Below are 17,051 nucleotides of genomic sequence, written 5' to 3'. Positions count from 1 at the left end.
AAACTCATTAATTTTATTCGTGTCGGTAGTAGACCCAAGATTATGAATAAATCATCCTTAAATATTCAACCCTCTTATACCCAAGAGTTGAATTTTGAGCAAGCAATCAATAGTGATATTGCTCAGCTATGGGCAAGACGTGAAGAAGGTTTTATTCAATCCTTTGATAAAACTCGTTTGTACTGGATAAAAATTTCATCAGCCCACAATAACAAAGCCATTGTGATCGTCAATGGGCGTATTGAGTGTGTTTGGAAGTATCAAGAACTCTTCTTTGACCTCTTCCAGCAAGGTTATAACATTTACTCTTTCGATCATCGCGGCCAGGGTTTATCCGAGCGATTAATCGATGACAACCAGATGGGCTACGTTGATGATTTTGAGGACTATACTCATGATTTACATCACCTAGTGCAACACTTTAATCTAGAGCGATACAAAAGCTGCTACCTAATGGGACACTCCATGGGTGGCAATATCGTAACTCGTTATCTTCAAACATACCCTCAACATCCCTTTGCCGCTATTGCACTGAGTGCACCCATGTATGGTGTCAATCTACCTTGGCACCTTCAACTTGTTGCCATTCCTTTTAATCAGCTGATGGCCATGCTTTCAAGCCAACCAAAGTTTGCTCCAGGGCAACTGCCATACTATCCAAAGCCCTTTGATGGAAACCTACTCAGTCAAAGCCAAGTCCGCTACCAATGGTTTAGAGCCTTATACGAGCAAAAACAGGAGCTTAAAATTGGGGGCGCTAGCCAGCGATGGGTATGGCAGGGTCTAATGGCAGCCCAAAAATGTCATCTTATGGCAAGACACATTAAGAAGCCGCTTCTTATCCTGCAAGCGGGCGATGACAAAATCGTCTCCAACTGTGATCAACTAAAGTTTTACAACAAAGTGATTAAAAACAATCACGACTGTGTATTAAAAGTCATCGAAAATTCGCGCCACGAGATTTTATTTGAAAAGGATGAATATCGAAACCAAGCACTCGATAGCATTCTCTCTTTTTACCGTCGTTATTGACAAACTAGGAAAAAAATCAACGCCATCTTTACCCTCTTTTTATTCTTATCACTGCTGTAACATAAAGATTCAGACCCATTGAACAGTATTTATCAATAAATCGTGAGGATGATATGACAGAAATACGCACAGAAACCCCTTTTCAACTCGTCGCCTCAGATTTAGATGGCACATTACTCGCACCTGATCATAAACTCAGCGAGTTCTCCAAGCACACCTTGAAAGAGCTGTTTCAAAAAGGTTATACCTTTATTTTTGCAACTGGTCGTCATCACATTGATGTCGCTGGCATTCGAAGCCAGGTAGGAATTCCTGCCTACATGATCACCTCTAACGGTGCTCGAGTTCATGATAAAGATGATAATCTGATGTACAGCAATAACATACCATCAGATTTGGTCCAGCCAGTCATAGATATAGTGCGTCAAGACCCTGATATTTTTATTCACATTTATCAAGACGAAACTTGGTTATTAAACCGTGAAGATGAAACAACCGCAATCTTTCATAGTGAGTCTGACTTTAATGTTGAGATGTTTGACTCCCATGCTGCGCCAACCTCAGGCATCGCTAAAATTTTCTTTACTCATCCGAATAAAGATCATGAACATTTAGTTCAATTTGAGAACTTGTTAAATGATAAATTTGCAGGAAAACTCAATGTCGCCTTCTCAACACCTTGGTGCCTTGAAGTAATGGCAGCCGAAGTATCTAAGGGTGAAGCGCTTAAAGTTATCGCTACATCTCTTGGTTTAACACTTGAAAACTGCATTGCATTTGGCGACGGAATGAACGATGTTGAAATGCTAACAATGGCAGGTAAAGGGCTTGTAATGGAAACGGCGCATGACAAAGTAAAAAATGCTCTTCCAGATAACGAAGTGATAGGCAGCAATGCTAATGATGCAGTTGCCCACTACCTGCATACCCATCTTTTCTAACGTAGACGCTTAACTACAACCAAGCTCCTGCTTCTTTTTCGAGTATCGCCTGCCATTCATCGTCACTGACCGGCATGACTGACAGGCGGCTACCACGTTTCACTAACGGCATATTTTCAAGCTCTGGCATTGCTTTCATCACAGATAACGGGATCACACGCTGCGTTTTTCTCACAAACTCAATATCCACCATAAACCAGCGTGGATTCTCGGCTGAAGACTTAGCATCAAAATATTCACTCTCTGGGTCAAAGGCGAAATGATCCGGATAGGACTCTTTTATAACTTTAGCAATGCCAGCCACGCCAACGTGTTTGCAAGACGAATGATAGATGAATACCAAATCACCAACTTTAACTTTGTCTCTAAGCATATTACGCGCTTGGTAGTTACGGACACCTTCCCAGCAGGACGTAACCTGTGTGCGAAGTGTGTCAATAGAGAAAGTGTCTGGTTCAGTTTTGAATAGCCAATATGCCATAATGGGGTCCGAATGATTTACTCCGAGGAAGATATACCATGAAGGCGTTAAAAAACCCAGTAATGGTCACAGCTGCTTTACTACTCCAAGCTTGTTCTAGTTTCCATTCTAACCACGCAGATACACCACTTGCTACACTCAGTAACCCTTCATCTATCAAGCCTCAGTCGTTCGTTATACGAGGGGAAGTCGTTTTAGGTAATGAGGCCCGCTCAATTGTACCCTGTGGCAGTAAACAGCAGTACTGGCTAGATATGCCAGAAGACAGATTTCAACAAGGACAAAAGCTAGCCCCCTCCCCATACGCTCCCTTATATGGAGAAATGATAGGTCACTTGGAGACAGCAGATAAAAAAGGCATTGATGCCAACTATTCTGCTCGCTTCGTTGTTGAACAGATCAACCTTTTGACGGCAGAAAACCCCAAGCGCTGTGATCAACCCGCTCAGCCAACAAAAGCCTTCGGTAATGAACCCTTTTGGTCAGTAGAATTCAAGCAAAGCTCACTACTTTTTAATCAAATAGGCTATCCAAAACAAGAACTCGATATACAATCAAGCAAGCTTCAACAAGAACGTCGCCGATACACGTTCAGTAATGGACACCTAGAGCTCAACCAACAAAGCTGTACAGATACCATGAGTGACAGCCTATATGGCTGGAGCGCATCACTCAGTCTTAGTGATAAAAACTATCGAGGGTGTGCCACACTTTCCAATCAAGATCCCTCATTAAACTGGGCGGCGACTTATCAGGCCAAATCGAACAAAAACTCGGCCTTTAGTGTTAGCCTGACATTAAATCCAGACCATACTGCTAGCACCACATACAGCTACCAAAATGGCGGTGAAGACACGGTAGAAAAAGGGATTTGGCAGCAGCTAAACAACCAACAAATCCAAGTGGTCAGTACTCATTTACAAGGTCAAGTGTTACGCTCTGAGCGCATCTACACTCAATTTGAATCCGGCCAGCTGAAAGCAACACAAGAAAAAGTGGGGACTGTGGTATACGATATTGCTGACGGTGGCTTAAACCTCTACAAATCAGCAAACATAGGCTCAGAAAAACCTACTGTATCAGACAGCAACAAAATATTTTCAAGTGCTGAGTTCAATCCTAAAGTGGACCACGCATTACGTTCTTACTTTACCAAGACCAATCAGGACGCTGCCGACACACGTTATCGCTGGCTTACGTATGATTTGAATAATGATGGACAGGAAGAGCTTTTAATCCAATTAGATTGGTGTGGTTCAGGTGGCTGTACCATGTTGATTTTTAGTAACAGTAATAGAGAGTGGCAGTTCAATAGCCGCATCACGTTAGTGCAAACGCCATTGAACTTAGGCACTAACAGTCATCATAACTGGCGAGATCTCGTGATGTTTGTTAGTGGTGGCGGAGCCATTCCCAATCAGCACACATTAAAGTTTGATGGGAGCCAATATCCGCTTAACCCAAGTAATGCGCCTGTTGCTAACTATCAAGAAATAAGCCCTATCCAGCTTTTTGCTGATGGCATAACACCTCACCAAGGAGGAATCAAACTGTAACATGCCTACTGCTTGTAACCTATGTCGACTAAAATATAATTGCGTATGTGAGCACTTACCATCAATTGATATCCGTGCACACATTGCAATTTTGATGCATGAAAATGAGCAATCGCGAGAGACTAATACTGGGCGCTGGCTCCTTCAATCCATTCAAACAACCAGTCGGCATATTTGGCAAAGAAACAAGCCATGTTCTAAGCTCATGTCTTTAATATCAGACCCAAGCTACCAAGCCTTTTTACTTTTCCCGGAAGAAGAGAGCCAATTGGTAAATAAGGCCATACAGCTAAGTGAAGAACATGGTGAAAAGCCACTTTTTATCATCATTGACAGCACATGGCAGGAAGCAAAAAAAATATTACGTAAAAGTCCATGGCTCGCAGATTTACCAAAGGTCAGTCTGCAAACAAGCGCTGCTTCAAACTACCAACTTCGCCGAAATCAAGAGCCTGGCCACTTGTGCACCCTAGAAGTGGGAGCTGAAATTGTTCAAGCGCTCGGTGATACAGGCTCTGCCGAAAAACTACGCTTGTTTCTTAACCATTACAACAAGGTATTTCATGCAGATAAGAGCGGCCATCAGTTCTAATCTACCTAATTCATTTCCAAGAGGGAAAACAGTAGCCACAACAACTTTGAAAGATAACTAATCAGTATTTATATTACCAACTAATGACTCAAGCTCAATCAAACTAGACACCTCGATATCGGGTAAAATCCGAGCACACGGATGCTTACTAAGCTGTGCAAATTGGTCGTTGAACCAGCAGGTTTGCAGTCCGCAATCTTTAGCACCCTTCACATCACTCAGTAGATGATCTCCAACATGCAATACCTTAACAGGTGGTAGCTGGAGATACTCGGTGGCTTTATCAAACATTTGTCGATGAGGTTTTGCGTACCCATCTTGCCCAGCTTTTAATACCAAAGAGAAATAGTCTGCCAAGCCAATACGCTCAACATCGACATTACCATTGGTGATCGCCACTAAAGGGATTTGTTTGGCTAAAGCTTGCAGAACTCCATGAGTTTGCTGAGGCACTTCAAAGTCACTCCTTAAGTAGCGCACTTTCTCCATGGCCTCTTCTGCTGCCTGCCGAGCTTGCTGCTCTTCATACCCTAAACGGTATAAACCAAGTTCAATCTGCTTATAGCGCCACAAGGATAGATCATTGGCTAACCAAGCATCTTGCCTAGCTAGCTCTTTTTTCAACTGTCGCCACCAGCTCATAGGTTGAGTTGCTGATATAGGATGATGTTTATGTAACCATGAGACAAATTCAGTTTCTAAACGCCTGATGACAGGGCGATTATCGTACAAGGTATCATCCAAATCGAAAGTCATAGCGCCGATTGCAGATAATGGACGAAAGAATCTCATCATTTCTCCTCTTTTTTCTTGGCTCTGGGATGCGCTTTATCATACACATCAGCCAAATGCTGAAAGTCGAGATGAGTATATATTTGAGTGGTAGAAATATTCTCGTGCCCTAAAAGCTCCTGAACTGCTCTCAAGTTCTGGCTTGACTCTAGCATATGAGTTGCAAAGGAGTGGCGTAGCTTATGTGGGCTGATATGACTCGCCACTGATTGCTTCTGCCCCCATTCAGCTAAACGTTTTTGTACACTACGATGAGAAATTCTTCCTCCGAGCTTAGACACAAACAGGGCTGGCTCATCAGCATTAGCGATGCTCGCGCGAACCTTAAGCCATTTTGTTACCCATTCTCTTGCCATACCTGAAAAAGGGACTTTACGCTCCTTGTCTCCTTTACCGACGACACGAATTTCACCAGAAGATAAGCTTAGATGACGAACATCGATACTCACTGTCTCCGCCAATCGCAGTCCTGAACCATACATTAGCTCCATCAAAGCGCGATCGCGAATGGCTAATGGATCATCTTCATTCACCTCAAGCAGCTGATTTACTTCATCAACATCAAGATTCTTTGGCAAGGTTCTTTGTTTACGCGGCGCAGAGACACCTTTTGCTGGATTAGCAGTGAGTTGGCCGCGCAAGATTAAAAAGTCGAAAAAACTACGTAATGATGATAATCGTGTTGCAAGGCTACTCGCCTTCATTCCATCGCGCATACCCTTACTGGCAAGCTGTCGAACCCATGCAGAGTCAACCTGAGACCAATCTTTTAAGCCCATCGTGACCAAATGCCCTGCCATAGTCTCTAGTTGTTGTTTGTAGTTACGCTGGGTGTGTAGGCTCAGTCCTTTTTCACTTCTTAAGTATTCATAGAAACAATTCAATGGATTTTGTAAATCACTAGGAAGAGGAATGGTTGGTGGCTTCATAGGCCTCATTTTTCCATGGTAAGGTGTAAATCAAGTGAGACAAAACAAGCGCAAGATGCCTTAAAAACAAGGTATCCATATTAGGTTGGAAATGCCCACCATCACTACTTGAAAACGCGATAATGCCCTGAAGTGACTTATTTTTTAGCGGCAAAATGACATAAGAGCCCATTTCAGGGGCCTGTATACCATCCCCAAGTAGCCTAATTCGGTCAGTTTTACGCAGCCGCCCTAAGTAAGCGCTTTTACCATTCAAATGACTAGTGGCGAAGCCTTGATACTCAGTTTTGTTCAGAGAGTAGTGCGTTGAAGGCACATCTAACAAACGGAAGTAAGCGACTAATCCCATCGACTTTGCTGTCTCTTCAACGACTTCAATAACAGACACCATGCTGTCACACTTTAGAATCTGTTCTTCCAGTGCCATAAACTCGTGAAAAGTTCGATCATTACTTTTTGCCAGTGACATCAGAGCCGTAATTTCTTCTTCCAGCTCTTCAATACGTTGACGTTGCCTCTGCATTTGCAAGTGAGCTAGAGAAACAGTACCACTTTCATTATGGGGTAAAACCAGTCTGTCGATTAACCCACTGCGGCCGATAAAAAATTCAGGATGGTCTCGCAAATAATCAGCAACAACCTCAGCCGTTAGCCCTTCTAGCTCAACTTGTGACACATTAACTCCGTTATCAGATTATTCTTTTAACAGCTTAGCTGACCATCAAACACATGGCATGCTGGACCTGTCATAAACAGTGGTTTGCCCGGGCCTTTCCAACTAATTTTTAACGAACCACCTAGCAAATTAACTTTCACTGTTTCGTCCAGTGAGGATTGCACTATCCCAACGGCCACAGCGCCGCACGCGCCGCTGCCACATGCTTGTGTCTCTCCCGCACCGCGTTCATATACTCTGAGGTTAACTTCATCGCGACTCACTATCTGCATAAATCCTGCGTTAACTCGCTCTGGGAAACGCTCATGTGATTCTAATAGAGGCCCAAGAGTGTCAACATCGGCAGTCTGGATATCATCCACGACTGTCACAACATGCGGATTTCCCATACTGACCGCACCACAAAATAAGGTGTGTTCATCAGCACGTAAGATGTAGGTTTTTTCAACCTGCTTCGCTTTAAAAGGGATTTTACTTGGTTCAAATTCCGGCACACCCATGTTCACCGTAACTTGGTCATCATCCTCGATATTGAGAATCATTTTGCCTTTTTTAGTACTAACACTGATGCTGAACTTATTAGTTAAGCCTTTCATTCGCACGAATCGAGCAAAACATCGAGCACCATTGCCACATTGTTCAACTTCACTCCCGTCGGCATTAAAGATCCGATAGTGGAAATCAGTTTCTGGATCATAGGGTGCTTCAACGACTAAAAGCTGATCAAAACCCACCCCGCTATGACGATCCGCCAAACGGCGGATCAAATCAGGGGAAAAGAAGATGTTTTGGGTAATACAATCGACAACCATAAAGTCATTACCCAAACCATGCATTTTAGAAAAATGGAAATGCATATTATCAAATCACTCCGCAAGAATATTCTCTAGTGCCCACAAGCTCGATAATTCTTCACGCTGACGTACTAAGTGCACTCTATCACCATCAACCATAACTTCAGCAGCACGAGCTCGAGTATTATAGTTGGAAGACATCACAAAGCCATATGCCCCAGCAGATCGCACGGCCAACAAGTCATTCTCTTCGATAACCAGTGATCTGTCTTTACCGAGAAAATCGCCTGTTTCACAAATAGGCCCAACCAAATCATAGGTGACAGCTTGTCCATCCTTTGGCACGACAGGTACAATATCTTGCCACGCTTGATATAACGCAGGACGCATTAAGTCGTTCATCGCAGCGTCGATGATGGCAAAGTTCTTATGCTCTGTGTGTTTAAGAAATTCAACCTTAGTCAACAGAACCCCTGCATTAGCGGCTATGGCACGACCAGGTTCAAAGATGAGTTCAAGATCCTGATGGTTCTCTAACCTTCCCAACAAAGCCTTGGCGTAATCTGAAGGCTGAGGTGGTAATTCATCTCGGTAAATCACCCCTAAGCCTCCACCAACATCAAGGTGCTTAATGTTTATACCCTGAGTCTTAAGATCATCGATCAAAGCTAAAAGACGATCGGTCGCATCAATGAAAGGCTCAATGTCGGTAAGCTGTGATCCGATATGACAATCAATCCCTTGAATATCCAAATGCTCAAGGCCTTGAGCAAATTTATATACTGCTGGCGCCCTGTCAAAAGCTATCCCGAACTTGTTGTCACGTAGTCCAGTTGAAATGTAGGGGTGAGTATTTGCGTCCACATCTGGATTGATACGCAGCGAAATAGGTGCTTTCAAACCTAACTTACCAGCAACTTGGTTTAATCTTTCAAGCTCTGGCTCAGACTCAACATTGAAACATTTAATGCCAAGCTTTAAAGCTTGTTCCATCTCTTGTGAGGTTTTACCCACACCAGAAAATACCACCTTGCTAGGTTCACCGCCTGCAGCAATGACACGCTCTAACTCACCACCAGATACAATATCAAAGCCAGAGCCTAAACGTGCTAGAGTATTCAGAACACCCAAATTCGAATTCGCTTTAACAGCGTAGCAAACTAGGTGCGGGTGTTCCCCAACCGATTTGTCAAACGCATTCCAATGACGCTCAAGTGTCGCGCGTGAGTATACGTATAAAGGAGTCCCATACTGTTCTGCTAACTGAGTGAGAGGTACATCTTCGGCCCAAAGCTGGCCATCATCCTGATAGTTAAAATAATCCAAAATGCGATCCCTTGTGAAAAATAGTTATTGTTGTGAAGGCTGCTCATTTTGAGACGCATCTTCGGGCATATAAAGAGGTCCAGTTTGACCACAAGCGGTCAAACCAAGAAGGGTTAAAACAAATAAAGCAACGAGTGATTTTTTCATGCCTTGTATCGTGATTAATCTTTCAATGCCCCCTATAATCGCACCACATTCTAGAAAAGCAATAGGGTAACAAGATGAACGATACTGAATTTCATCAGTTGGTAGATATTCAAATGCAGATCATCGAGGAAATGATTGATGATTCCGGTGCAGATATTGACTATGAAACCTCAGGTAATGTGATGACTCTAGAATTCGAAGACCGAAGTCAAATCATCATAAACCGTCAAGAGCCAATGAAAGAAATATGGATAGCATCTAAATCAGGAGGCTTTCATTTTGCTTTGGTCGATTCAAAGTGGGTATGTTCCAAAACGGGGATAGAGCTTATCTCCATGGTAAAGCAAGAATGTGTTAAACACTGCAACGAAGAGATTGACTGGGCCTAATCGCTCAGCCTGTGTTGGCGCCTCGAACAACATCTTGAGGTGGCCAACATACTGTTATGCATTCACCGCCTTGTCGGACTTAGCGTAAGTACAGCCATCATTACGGTAAGGTTCGATATAAGACTCTCCTTCTGCAGGGTGAACAATTTGATAGTATTGAGGCAGATTAAAGTTTATCAATTGGGTAGGCAGTTGGTTATCGTCTTTTATTGATGTATAGAAACTATTAACGCTGGCAATCATCTCATCCTTCATACCACTGAACTGATGGTAAACCTCGACACGATTCGCTTCATCTAGCACGTAAATGTTAAAGCCCTGTTCGCTATCTTCGAAGAAGAACTGAATTAGACCTTCGCTTGCGTAACAATCGACAATTTGTGGTAGTTGGAACTCCTGCTCTTTATCCAACATTAATAACGGAGAGCCCTTAAGTTTACTAATTGAGATGCTGCGATAAAAATCCACTGAGTTCTCTAGTACTTGAACAGAAACTCCACGACGCTCAAAGAAAAGGCCATAAGTTTGCTGAGCAATTTTCAACGCTTTAAAACGACGACGCTTCTCCTGCTCGATCGGCTTTAGACGCAAATCTATACATTCAGCCAGCAGCTGGTACACCATATTGCGCATAACCCCACGCAAATTTTTGCTATAGCAGAATACATCCACAGACTCGGGCGGTATGGCATCTTGATGCATTTTACCCAAAATGGTCTTCAAAGCTTCCAGCATCGCTGTTTCACCTCGAAAGTGTAGGGTGCGCACTTCATGCCATGAATTGCGATACACTAAATCAACACTGCCAACAAGACTTACCTGCTGGTCTGAAAAACTGAAGATATCGGTGGTTTTCAAATCAACTTTTAGCGAACGCCCGCTCAGTTCACTGGTGGGATCTTCTTCAAAATTGATGAACATGGCCAACTGACTAATTTCACATGGGCTTGCTAAAGCTTGCATTGTCGGCCTACGTTTTCGCAATGAAAACGTGTTACGCAGATCGCTGACCATTTGATAAAACTTATCAATATCAAGATGTGCATCTCGAACTACAGAGTGCAAACGAGTCGATTCGGTTATCAAACCATTGAAGAAAGACCAAGCGACTAACTTACTGAGATATTCATTGTGTTCCAAAAATGTCTGACCAATGAGGCTCTCTGCTTTGAGCGGATGTTTATATAAATACCAACCTGCTTTGTTTGTTCGCCCCGGCTGCACCTCTATGAAACTTAAATCTGGTTCATGTAAATCAGGAGAGATCTGCGGGTTAAGTAAGGTCACTTTACCAGGCAATACTTCAAAAGCGGCATAGAGCTTGCGGGCCAGTATACTGATATCTTGTGGGCTTATAGCCGAAGTAATATCGTTGCGACGAGCAAACTGAATTAAATTTCGGTAACTTAACATAAGTGCATCAAGCAACGCGTGATGCACTACCTTAACCTGCTCTACTTTCCAGTTGCGACGATCATCAAGCTCGGCAAGTACCTTTTCATCCCACTGCCACTTGTCAATCATATCGCTTAGTGCTTCACGACGCCACGCAACCGAGCCCACTCCTGGCTCGCGTGACAGCTTTTCGTGTGTTTTGAGGTAGAAGCAACGCCTAACGAGATCGAGTCTAGCATGGTCGCCGATGCGTACCAGATATCTTGTCACCTTCTCCAGCATCAGATAGTAGGCATCCATCCCATAGAGATCAGGTTTATGCGCAAAAAAACGACGTTTGGTGTCTATGCTAAGGAGCTGTGTATGCGGATACTCCCAAGAATACGCTTCGAGTAGAATAGCCTTTAGTACTGACTTGTAAGGTGAGTCAATACTCTTATATAACTGCCATAAATTTGACCCAAAGTATTCCTCTGCTGGAATACGATTTAACTGCCCAAAATCAATCCAATCAGAACAGTCTATGATACCTTGGCGACAAAGGCTTTGAACGTACTCATCGTAACATTCTTCCATCTCTGGAGGTACAATTTGCCAGAGTAACCTTTGACCAGCTAAACGAACGGCTGACCGATAAAACTCATCAAGTAGCAAAAGGTGCTGAGAAGAGCCACAGTTGTCTCCCGTCATTTCTTCTGAGTGGTTGGTAAGAAAACGCTTCTCATCCATCACAAAGAAATTGGCCTCGACACCTTGGTTTTGTGCCCACTCTGTGATTAATAAACACTTATTGGACAAGCTCTCCCTATCTTCGCAGCTCGTCGTTGGTGAAACGCAAACCCAGATATCTAGGTCACTGGAAGTACTTTGGCCGATGGATGAAGTACTTCCCATGGTATACAAAGCTAAAATAGCCGGCTGAGAACATGTCTCCAAAGGTTGACCCGTCGTGAGCTCAGTATCTTCGATAAATTGCTGCTGAACCGGATTAAACTCGAGACCAAATACCCCAAACGGGACATGAGCATCGTAATAACCAGGGATAGAGGTATGATTGAAGTGAAGGAGCGCTGGGATCAAGTGAAAAACATGCTGGCCTTGAATATCCATAAGAGCCAGTGCACGCTCAATGCGCTGCTGGTTTAAGTTATCTAATCTTTGGATAAGCGTCTTTGTGTAAGCCTGCAAGGTAAAATCCTTGTAAATTCCTAACGGTGCTTTGATGACAAAGCATTCGAAAGCTCTGACAAAACGTGATCAATTTAACACTTTTATTGCCATTGGTAAAGGAAGGTATGACCACATTAACATTGTTTTGTTAATCAATACGCTTGCATATTAGTGTGGTACGTATCTCCCTTTAGTAACAATAGCTCAATATATAAATGAGATCAAAATCACACAATTTTGAATATTATATGCTAGCCCGAAATGAATCAACCAACGCCAAGATCTAGCAGTAAGATTTTTTTCTCTAGAATGGTAGGATTAGAGCATCTATAGCTCACATTAAATATACCAATATGACTCAATCAACCCCAATTCGTATCGCTACACGAAAAAGCCCCCTTGCACTATGGCAAGCAAACTATGTAAAAGAAGCGCTACAAGCGGCACACCCAGGGCTGAAGGTTGAACTCATCACTATGGTTACCAAAGGCGATGTCATTTTAGATACTCCATTAGCAAAGGTTGGGGGTAAAGGTCTATTTGTCAAAGAGCTTGAAGTTGCAATGCTAGAAAATCGTGCCGACCTAGCCGTTCATTCTATGAAAGATGTTCCAGTTGATTTTCCAGAGGGCCTAGGTTTAGTTACGATTTGCGAACGCGACGATGCAAGAGATGCGTTTGTATCCAATAAATACGATTGCATTGACCAACTCCCTCAAGGAGCGATTGTTGGAACCTGTAGCTTGCGTAGACAGTGTCAACTCAAAGAGTATCGTCCAGATATAGAGATAAAAGAACTAAGAGGTAATGTCGGCACCCGTCTAAATAAGCTCGACTCCAACGAATATGATGCCATTATTCTCGCAGCTGCGGGACTTAAGCGGCTTAATTTGGAACAACGCATACGTAGCTTTATAGAGCCTGAGCAATCTTTACCTGCGGTCGGCCAAGGAGCTATTGGTATCGAATGTCGTCTTGACGACCAATATCTAATAAAGCTTCTTGAACCGCTCAATCATAGAGAGACCTACGATAAAGTTGTGTGTGAGCGTGCAATGAATCTAACACTAGAAGGCGGCTGCCAAGTACCAATCGGCAGTTACTCTGTTTTGCAAGGAGAGGAGCTATGGCTCAGAGCCTTAGTCGGGGAACCTGACGGTTCGAAAATTATCCGAGGTGAAATTCGAGGATCCAGGAATGAGGCAGAAACACTTGGTGTGACACTCGCTAATCAGCTGCTCGATAATGGTGCTCGCGACATACTAACCAGATTATACGCGAAGCAGAGCTAACGCTATGGCTGTGCTGATTACGCGTCCAGGAGAACAAGGCCAAGCGCTTTGCCAACAACTTAACACAGCAGGTACCAGCGCTTTCTATTTACCCTTGCTCAAGATCACATCTGGCAAGGACTTCTATAACGCTAAGAAAGAGCTAGCCGATGTCGATATAATCATAGCGGTTAGCCCAAATGCAGTTACTTTCACTCAGCAAGCACTCTCTGGTATATGGCCATATAAATCAACCTATGTTGCGGTTGGTCATAAAACAGCACACGCATTAAGTAAACACAGCCAACAAAACGTACACTACCCTGATGTGCCAGATAGCGAACACTTGCTTGAGCTTAAGCAACTCAGCCAAGTAAATGGAAAGAAGATTATTATTCTGCGCGGTAATGGAGGCCGTGAGTTAATTCGCAACACATTACTCGCACGAGGAGCACAAGTGAGTCATCTCGAAATCTATCGAAGAGAGAGCATCACTTTCGATGCTGGTATTGAAACCGTTAGTTGGAAAAACAATCACATTAAGCAAATAGTGATTACCAGCTTAGGTCAACTGAATCACTTTGTGTCACAACTCTCTCAAACACAGAAAAACTGGGTGGTTACGCTGCAGCTTTTCGTTCCGAGTCAACGAATTGCAACAGAGGCAAAACAATTGGGGTTTCTTGACGTGATAACCACGGGCAGCGCTTCAAACAAGGACTTACTGGCTGCACTCAAGCCAAAGTAGAACAGGAATACATGTAATGACAAGCAAAGATAAAAACAATTCGATCGAACCTGAAACAGACATTACAGCACAAGAAATAGCAAGAGATAAGGCAAAAGCGCCTAATAAAGACATCAAGAAAGAGCACATACACAACAAAGCAGCGCCTAATTCAATGAGACTCGGATGGCTTGCGATAGCTCTGTCCATAGTATTGCCAAGTGGTGTTGCCTATTACTCTTATGAACAAAACGCTCAATATAAAATACAAATCAGCTCTCTACAAGCTCAGCTACAGCAAGCAAAAACATCCATTCAGCAAGAATTAAACGCCAACCAAGAGGCAACAGTTTCAAAAGTAGAAAATGCCTCACAAAACGCCGAAACTCGCCTTGCTCAACAACAGAGAAGCATTAATAGCTTGCAACTCGCATTAGCTGATGTCAAAGGGCGGCGCCCAAACGACTGGCTGCTTGCTGAAGCGGATTACTTAGTTAAACTGGCTGGTCGAAAACTATTTCTCGAGCATGATGCAGCAAGTGCAACTGAGCTAATGGAAAGCGCAGATCAACGTATCGCGACACTAAACGATCCTAGTTTGGTACCACTACGCCAATCCATGAGCAATGACATCATGACACTAAAGTCCATTCCTATCATAGATAAAGATGGTCTTGTGCTCAGGATTACTTCACTTCAGAATCAGGTAGATAATTTGCCATTGGCTAATGCCATTCTTCCTGATACTCAAAAAAATGAGCAGCCTAGTGTCTCAACCGACATCCATGATTGGAAATCGAATTTACTAACGTCACTTAAAGATTTTTCGCAAAACTTCATTACATTTCGCACGCGAGATGGTAGTGCGATACCACTGCTCTCACCACAGCAGCATTTCTATCTGAGAGAAAATATCAAAGCCAAACTCGAGACTGCAATCAAAGCAGTTTACATTGGACAACAAAACATCTATTCAACAGCACTAACAACAGCTGACAATTGGTCTAGCACCTATTTCAACCAAGAGTCCAATATGGTTAATGAGTTTAATAGTGCGCTAGCTCTGCTAAGTAAACAGAATATTCATGTTGATTACCCAGTTAAGCTTGAAACACAACAGGTTTTATCTGATGTTATCCAAGATCGCCTTCGTCGTGATGTCGCAACACTTATCACGGAGGATAAATAATGTTTAGGCTAGCATTTCTGTTTGTTGTTTTAGGCTCAGGACTATTTATAGGCACTCAATATGCGGGTCAACAAGGCTATGTGCTGATTTCCGTTGCCAATAAAACCCTCGAAATGAGCGTAACAACCTTGATAATTATGGCAATCCTTGGAGTGTTCATTTTATTTGGCTTAGAGTTTGTCATAAAAAAGGCTTTCTATGCGAGCTCATTAACTTGGAACTATTTTTCGGTTCGAAAAGTGAGGAAAGCTCGACGCCATACCAATGAAGGTATTATCAAGCTACTGGAAGGTGATTTTAGATCTGCAGAGAAACAAGTCACTCGCCAAGCTAATCACCATGACATGCCTTTATTGTGCTATCTAGTCGCATCTGAAGCCGCCCATGGGTTAGGTGATAAAGTAAAGCGAGACCAATACTTAGACCTTGCCTCGCAGCAAGACAACTCTGAGTTAGCGGTCGCTCTTACACGTGCAAAACAACAGGTCGCTGAAAAAAATTATGCAGCAGCATTTGATACTCTATCAGAGTTAAAATCCAATCAGCCGAATAATCAAGTTGCCCTAACATTGCTTAAAAGCATTCATACCGAGCTCAAGATGTGGCAACCTCTACTTGATAGTCTACCTGTGTTGGAAAAGAATAAAATAATTTCCAAAGAAGAACGTATATTACTCAATCGCCAAGCTCAATGTGGTTTATTAGAGCAAATAGCAGAGCAGCAAGGTAGCGATGGAGTCTCAACATACTGGAATAACTTGCCGCGCAAGTTGAAAACGGATACCCATCTTGTTGAATGCTTTGCTAAACAACTCATGGCCCGCAAGTCAGATACCAATGCCTTCACTGTAATAAAAGAGCACTTAAAGAAATATCCTAGCTCTAGCTTATATGAACTGCTACCGGATATGAACCTAGCCGATCCTCATCCGATCATTGCTTTTCTTGAGAGTATTTTAAGAAAGGACGATAGCAACGCTTGTGCTCATAGTGCCTTAGCTCGGTTCCATTTAAGAAAAGGCGATTGGGCTGATGCCCAAAGTCACTTAGAGAAAGCGCTGTCAATTCGCTCCAGCCTTGCAGATTATGCCTGCCTAGCTGATGCATTAGAGAAACAAAACATGACAGTAGCAGCACGTGAAGTGTCTAAAAAAGCACTCACATTAGTGCAAGCATAACCACCATTACTTAATCTAATCAAGTCGGCTATTTAGCCGGCTTTTATACATTGATGAAATTCTAAGTACCTTAACCTCAACCCCGCAACACACTATGGCTGCGACGCAATCCATGGTTTGAATCTGAGGTGGTTCCATTTATCAGACAACATGTCCGTGAGGTTTTGAAGCCCTAGAATTGATTGGAGATCCGAAAGCAAAAAACCCCAGCATTGCTGCTGGGGTTTAGAAAAAGTGGCGGAGCGGACGGGACTCGAACCCGCGACCCCCGGCGTGACAGGCCGGTATTCTAACCAACTGAACTACCGCTCCGCACTGGTTAGACTCTTGAGTCTAAATATAAAGCCTGGCGATGTCCTACTCTCACATGGGGAAGCCCCACACTACCATCGGCGCTATTGCGTTTCACTACTGAGTTCGGCATGGAATCAGGTGGGTCCACAATGCTATGGTCGCCAAGCAAAAT

General features: G+C 43.2%; 17 protein-coding genes, 1 tRNA gene, 1 rRNA gene and 1 pseudogene. 10 read left to right on the top strand and 10 right to left on the bottom strand.

All coding sequences use genetic code 11. The annotated features are described in order from the left end of the window. The first annotated feature begins 42 nt into the window (after window positions 1-42). Both DPF90_RS19410 and DPF90_RS19405 read left to right on the top strand, forming a co-directional pair. Window positions 43-1,032, top strand: coding sequence for an alpha/beta fold hydrolase (locus DPF90_RS19410; RefSeq protein ID WP_114787952.1), 990 nt, complete (start codon window positions 43-45; stop codon window positions 1,030-1,032). Between the two features lie 113 nt (window positions 1,033-1,145). After that, window positions 1,146-1,973 carry a Cof-type HAD-IIB family hydrolase gene (locus DPF90_RS19405; protein WP_114787951.1) on the top strand — a complete coding sequence of 276 codons (828 nt, stop codon included), beginning with the start codon at window positions 1,146-1,148 and terminating at the stop codon, window positions 1,971-1,973. A 13-nt stretch (window positions 1,974-1,986) separates the two neighbouring features. Here the strand turns inward: DPF90_RS19405 and DPF90_RS19400 are convergent, their stop codons facing one another. After that, window positions 1,987-2,454, bottom strand: coding sequence for an EVE domain-containing protein (locus DPF90_RS19400; RefSeq protein ID WP_114787950.1), 468 nt, complete (start codon window positions 2,452-2,454; stop codon window positions 1,987-1,989). 38 nt (window positions 2,455-2,492) lie between these two features. Between DPF90_RS19400 and DPF90_RS19395 the strand changes: the two genes are divergently transcribed. Continuing rightward, window positions 2,493-4,010 (top strand): COG3650 family protein, encoded by a 1,518-nt coding sequence (locus DPF90_RS19395; RefSeq protein WP_114787949.1) that lies wholly within the window; start codon window positions 2,493-2,495, stop codon window positions 4,008-4,010. Between the two features lies 1 nt (window position 4,011). Further along, complete coding sequence (locus DPF90_RS19390) at window positions 4,012-4,602, top strand: tRNA-uridine aminocarboxypropyltransferase (protein WP_114787948.1); 591 nt, start codon at window positions 4,012-4,014, stop codon at window positions 4,600-4,602. 57 nt (window positions 4,603-4,659) lie between these two features. Here the strand turns inward: DPF90_RS19390 and yigB are convergent, their stop codons facing one another. Genes yigB through lptM form a run of 6 tightly spaced genes read right to left on the bottom strand, consistent with a single transcriptional unit; the run spans window position 4,660 to window position 9,266 of the window. Then, complete coding sequence (gene yigB / locus DPF90_RS19385; protein WP_114787981.1) at window positions 4,660-5,394, bottom strand: 5-amino-6-(5-phospho-D-ribitylamino)uracil phosphatase YigB; 735 nt, start codon at window positions 5,392-5,394, stop codon at window positions 4,660-4,662. Then, the gene (gene xerC, locus DPF90_RS19380; RefSeq protein ID WP_114787947.1) at window positions 5,394-6,323 is read right to left on the bottom strand and encodes a tyrosine recombinase XerC; all 930 of its coding nucleotides are present in this window, start codon (window positions 6,321-6,323) and stop codon (window positions 5,394-5,396) included. Before xerC ends, yigB begins: the two co-directional genes overlap by 1 nt. Next, a complete protein-coding gene (locus DPF90_RS19375; RefSeq protein WP_114787946.1) occupies window positions 6,295-6,999 on the bottom strand; it encodes a DUF484 family protein in 705 nt (234 codons plus the stop codon). Before DPF90_RS19375 ends, xerC begins: the two co-directional genes overlap by 29 nt. 26 nt (window positions 7,000-7,025) lie before the next feature. Then, on the bottom strand, window positions 7,026-7,856 hold the full coding sequence (gene dapF / locus DPF90_RS19370; RefSeq protein WP_114787945.1) for a diaminopimelate epimerase: 831 nt from the start codon (window positions 7,854-7,856) through the stop codon (window positions 7,026-7,028). A gap of 9 nt (window positions 7,857-7,865) precedes the next feature. Continuing rightward, on the bottom strand, window positions 7,866-9,119 hold the full coding sequence (gene lysA / locus DPF90_RS19365) for a diaminopimelate decarboxylase (protein WP_114787944.1): 1,254 nt from the start codon (window positions 9,117-9,119) through the stop codon (window positions 7,866-7,868). 24 nt (window positions 9,120-9,143) lie between these two features. Continuing rightward, on the bottom strand, window positions 9,144-9,266 hold the full coding sequence (gene lptM, locus DPF90_RS20645) for an LPS translocon maturation chaperone LptM (protein WP_415846764.1): 123 nt from the start codon (window positions 9,264-9,266) through the stop codon (window positions 9,144-9,146). Between the two features lie 74 nt (window positions 9,267-9,340). On the opposite strand from lptM, the gene cyaY reads away from it, so the two are divergent. Next, the gene (gene cyaY, locus DPF90_RS19355; RefSeq protein WP_114787943.1) at window positions 9,341-9,655 is read left to right on the top strand and encodes an iron donor protein CyaY; all 315 of its coding nucleotides are present in this window, start codon (window positions 9,341-9,343) and stop codon (window positions 9,653-9,655) included. A 54-nt stretch (window positions 9,656-9,709) separates the two neighbouring features. Here cyaY and DPF90_RS19350 read toward each other — a convergent pair whose 3' ends face one another. Beyond that, window positions 9,710-12,238: a class I adenylate cyclase gene (locus DPF90_RS19350; protein ID WP_114787942.1), complete on the bottom strand. Its 2,529-nt coding sequence runs from the start codon at window positions 12,236-12,238 to the stop codon at window positions 9,710-9,712. 335 nt (window positions 12,239-12,573) lie between these two features. On the opposite strand from DPF90_RS19350, the gene hemC reads away from it, so the two are divergent. The 5 genes and pseudogenes from hemC to DPF90_RS20495 all read left to right on the top strand — a co-directional run. After that, window positions 12,574-13,512: a hydroxymethylbilane synthase gene (hemC, locus tag DPF90_RS19345; RefSeq protein WP_114787941.1), complete on the top strand. Its 939-nt coding sequence runs from the start codon at window positions 12,574-12,576 to the stop codon at window positions 13,510-13,512. 4 nt (window positions 13,513-13,516) lie between these two features. Further along, entirely contained in the window at window positions 13,517-14,239 is a 723-nt protein-coding gene (locus DPF90_RS19340) for a uroporphyrinogen-III synthase (protein WP_114787940.1), read from the top strand. A 16-nt stretch (window positions 14,240-14,255) separates the two neighbouring features. Next, window positions 14,256-15,407, top strand: coding sequence for a uroporphyrinogen-III C-methyltransferase (locus tag DPF90_RS19335; protein ID WP_114787939.1), 1,152 nt, complete (start codon window positions 14,256-14,258; stop codon window positions 15,405-15,407). Beyond that, window positions 15,407-16,585, top strand: coding sequence for a heme biosynthesis protein HemY (locus DPF90_RS19330; RefSeq protein ID WP_114787938.1), 1,179 nt, complete (start codon window positions 15,407-15,409; stop codon window positions 16,583-16,585). The genes DPF90_RS19335 and DPF90_RS19330 overlap by 1 nt, the downstream gene beginning before the upstream one ends. Window positions 16,586-16,659: 74 nt before the next feature. Next, window positions 16,660-16,761, top strand: a pseudogene (locus tag DPF90_RS20495) (uracil-DNA glycosylase family protein); the annotation flags it as partial. 59 nt (window positions 16,762-16,820) lie between these two features. Here the strand turns inward: DPF90_RS20495 and DPF90_RS19320 are convergent. Both DPF90_RS19320 and rrf read right to left on the bottom strand, forming a co-directional pair. Continuing rightward, window positions 16,821-16,897, bottom strand: a tRNA-Asp gene (locus DPF90_RS19320). Between the two features lie 32 nt (window positions 16,898-16,929). Beyond that, window positions 16,930-17,045: ribosomal RNA gene (gene rrf, locus DPF90_RS19315) — 5S ribosomal RNA — on the bottom strand. Window positions 17,046-17,051 lie beyond the last annotated feature (6 nt).

The organism is Vibrio tetraodonis (assembly GCF_003350295.1).
GTDB lineage: Bacteria > Pseudomonadota > Gammaproteobacteria > Enterobacterales > Vibrionaceae > Vibrio > Vibrio tetraodonis.
The sequence above is the reverse complement of the archived record's forward strand: the minus strand, read 5'-3'. Positions and strand labels throughout refer to the sequence as shown.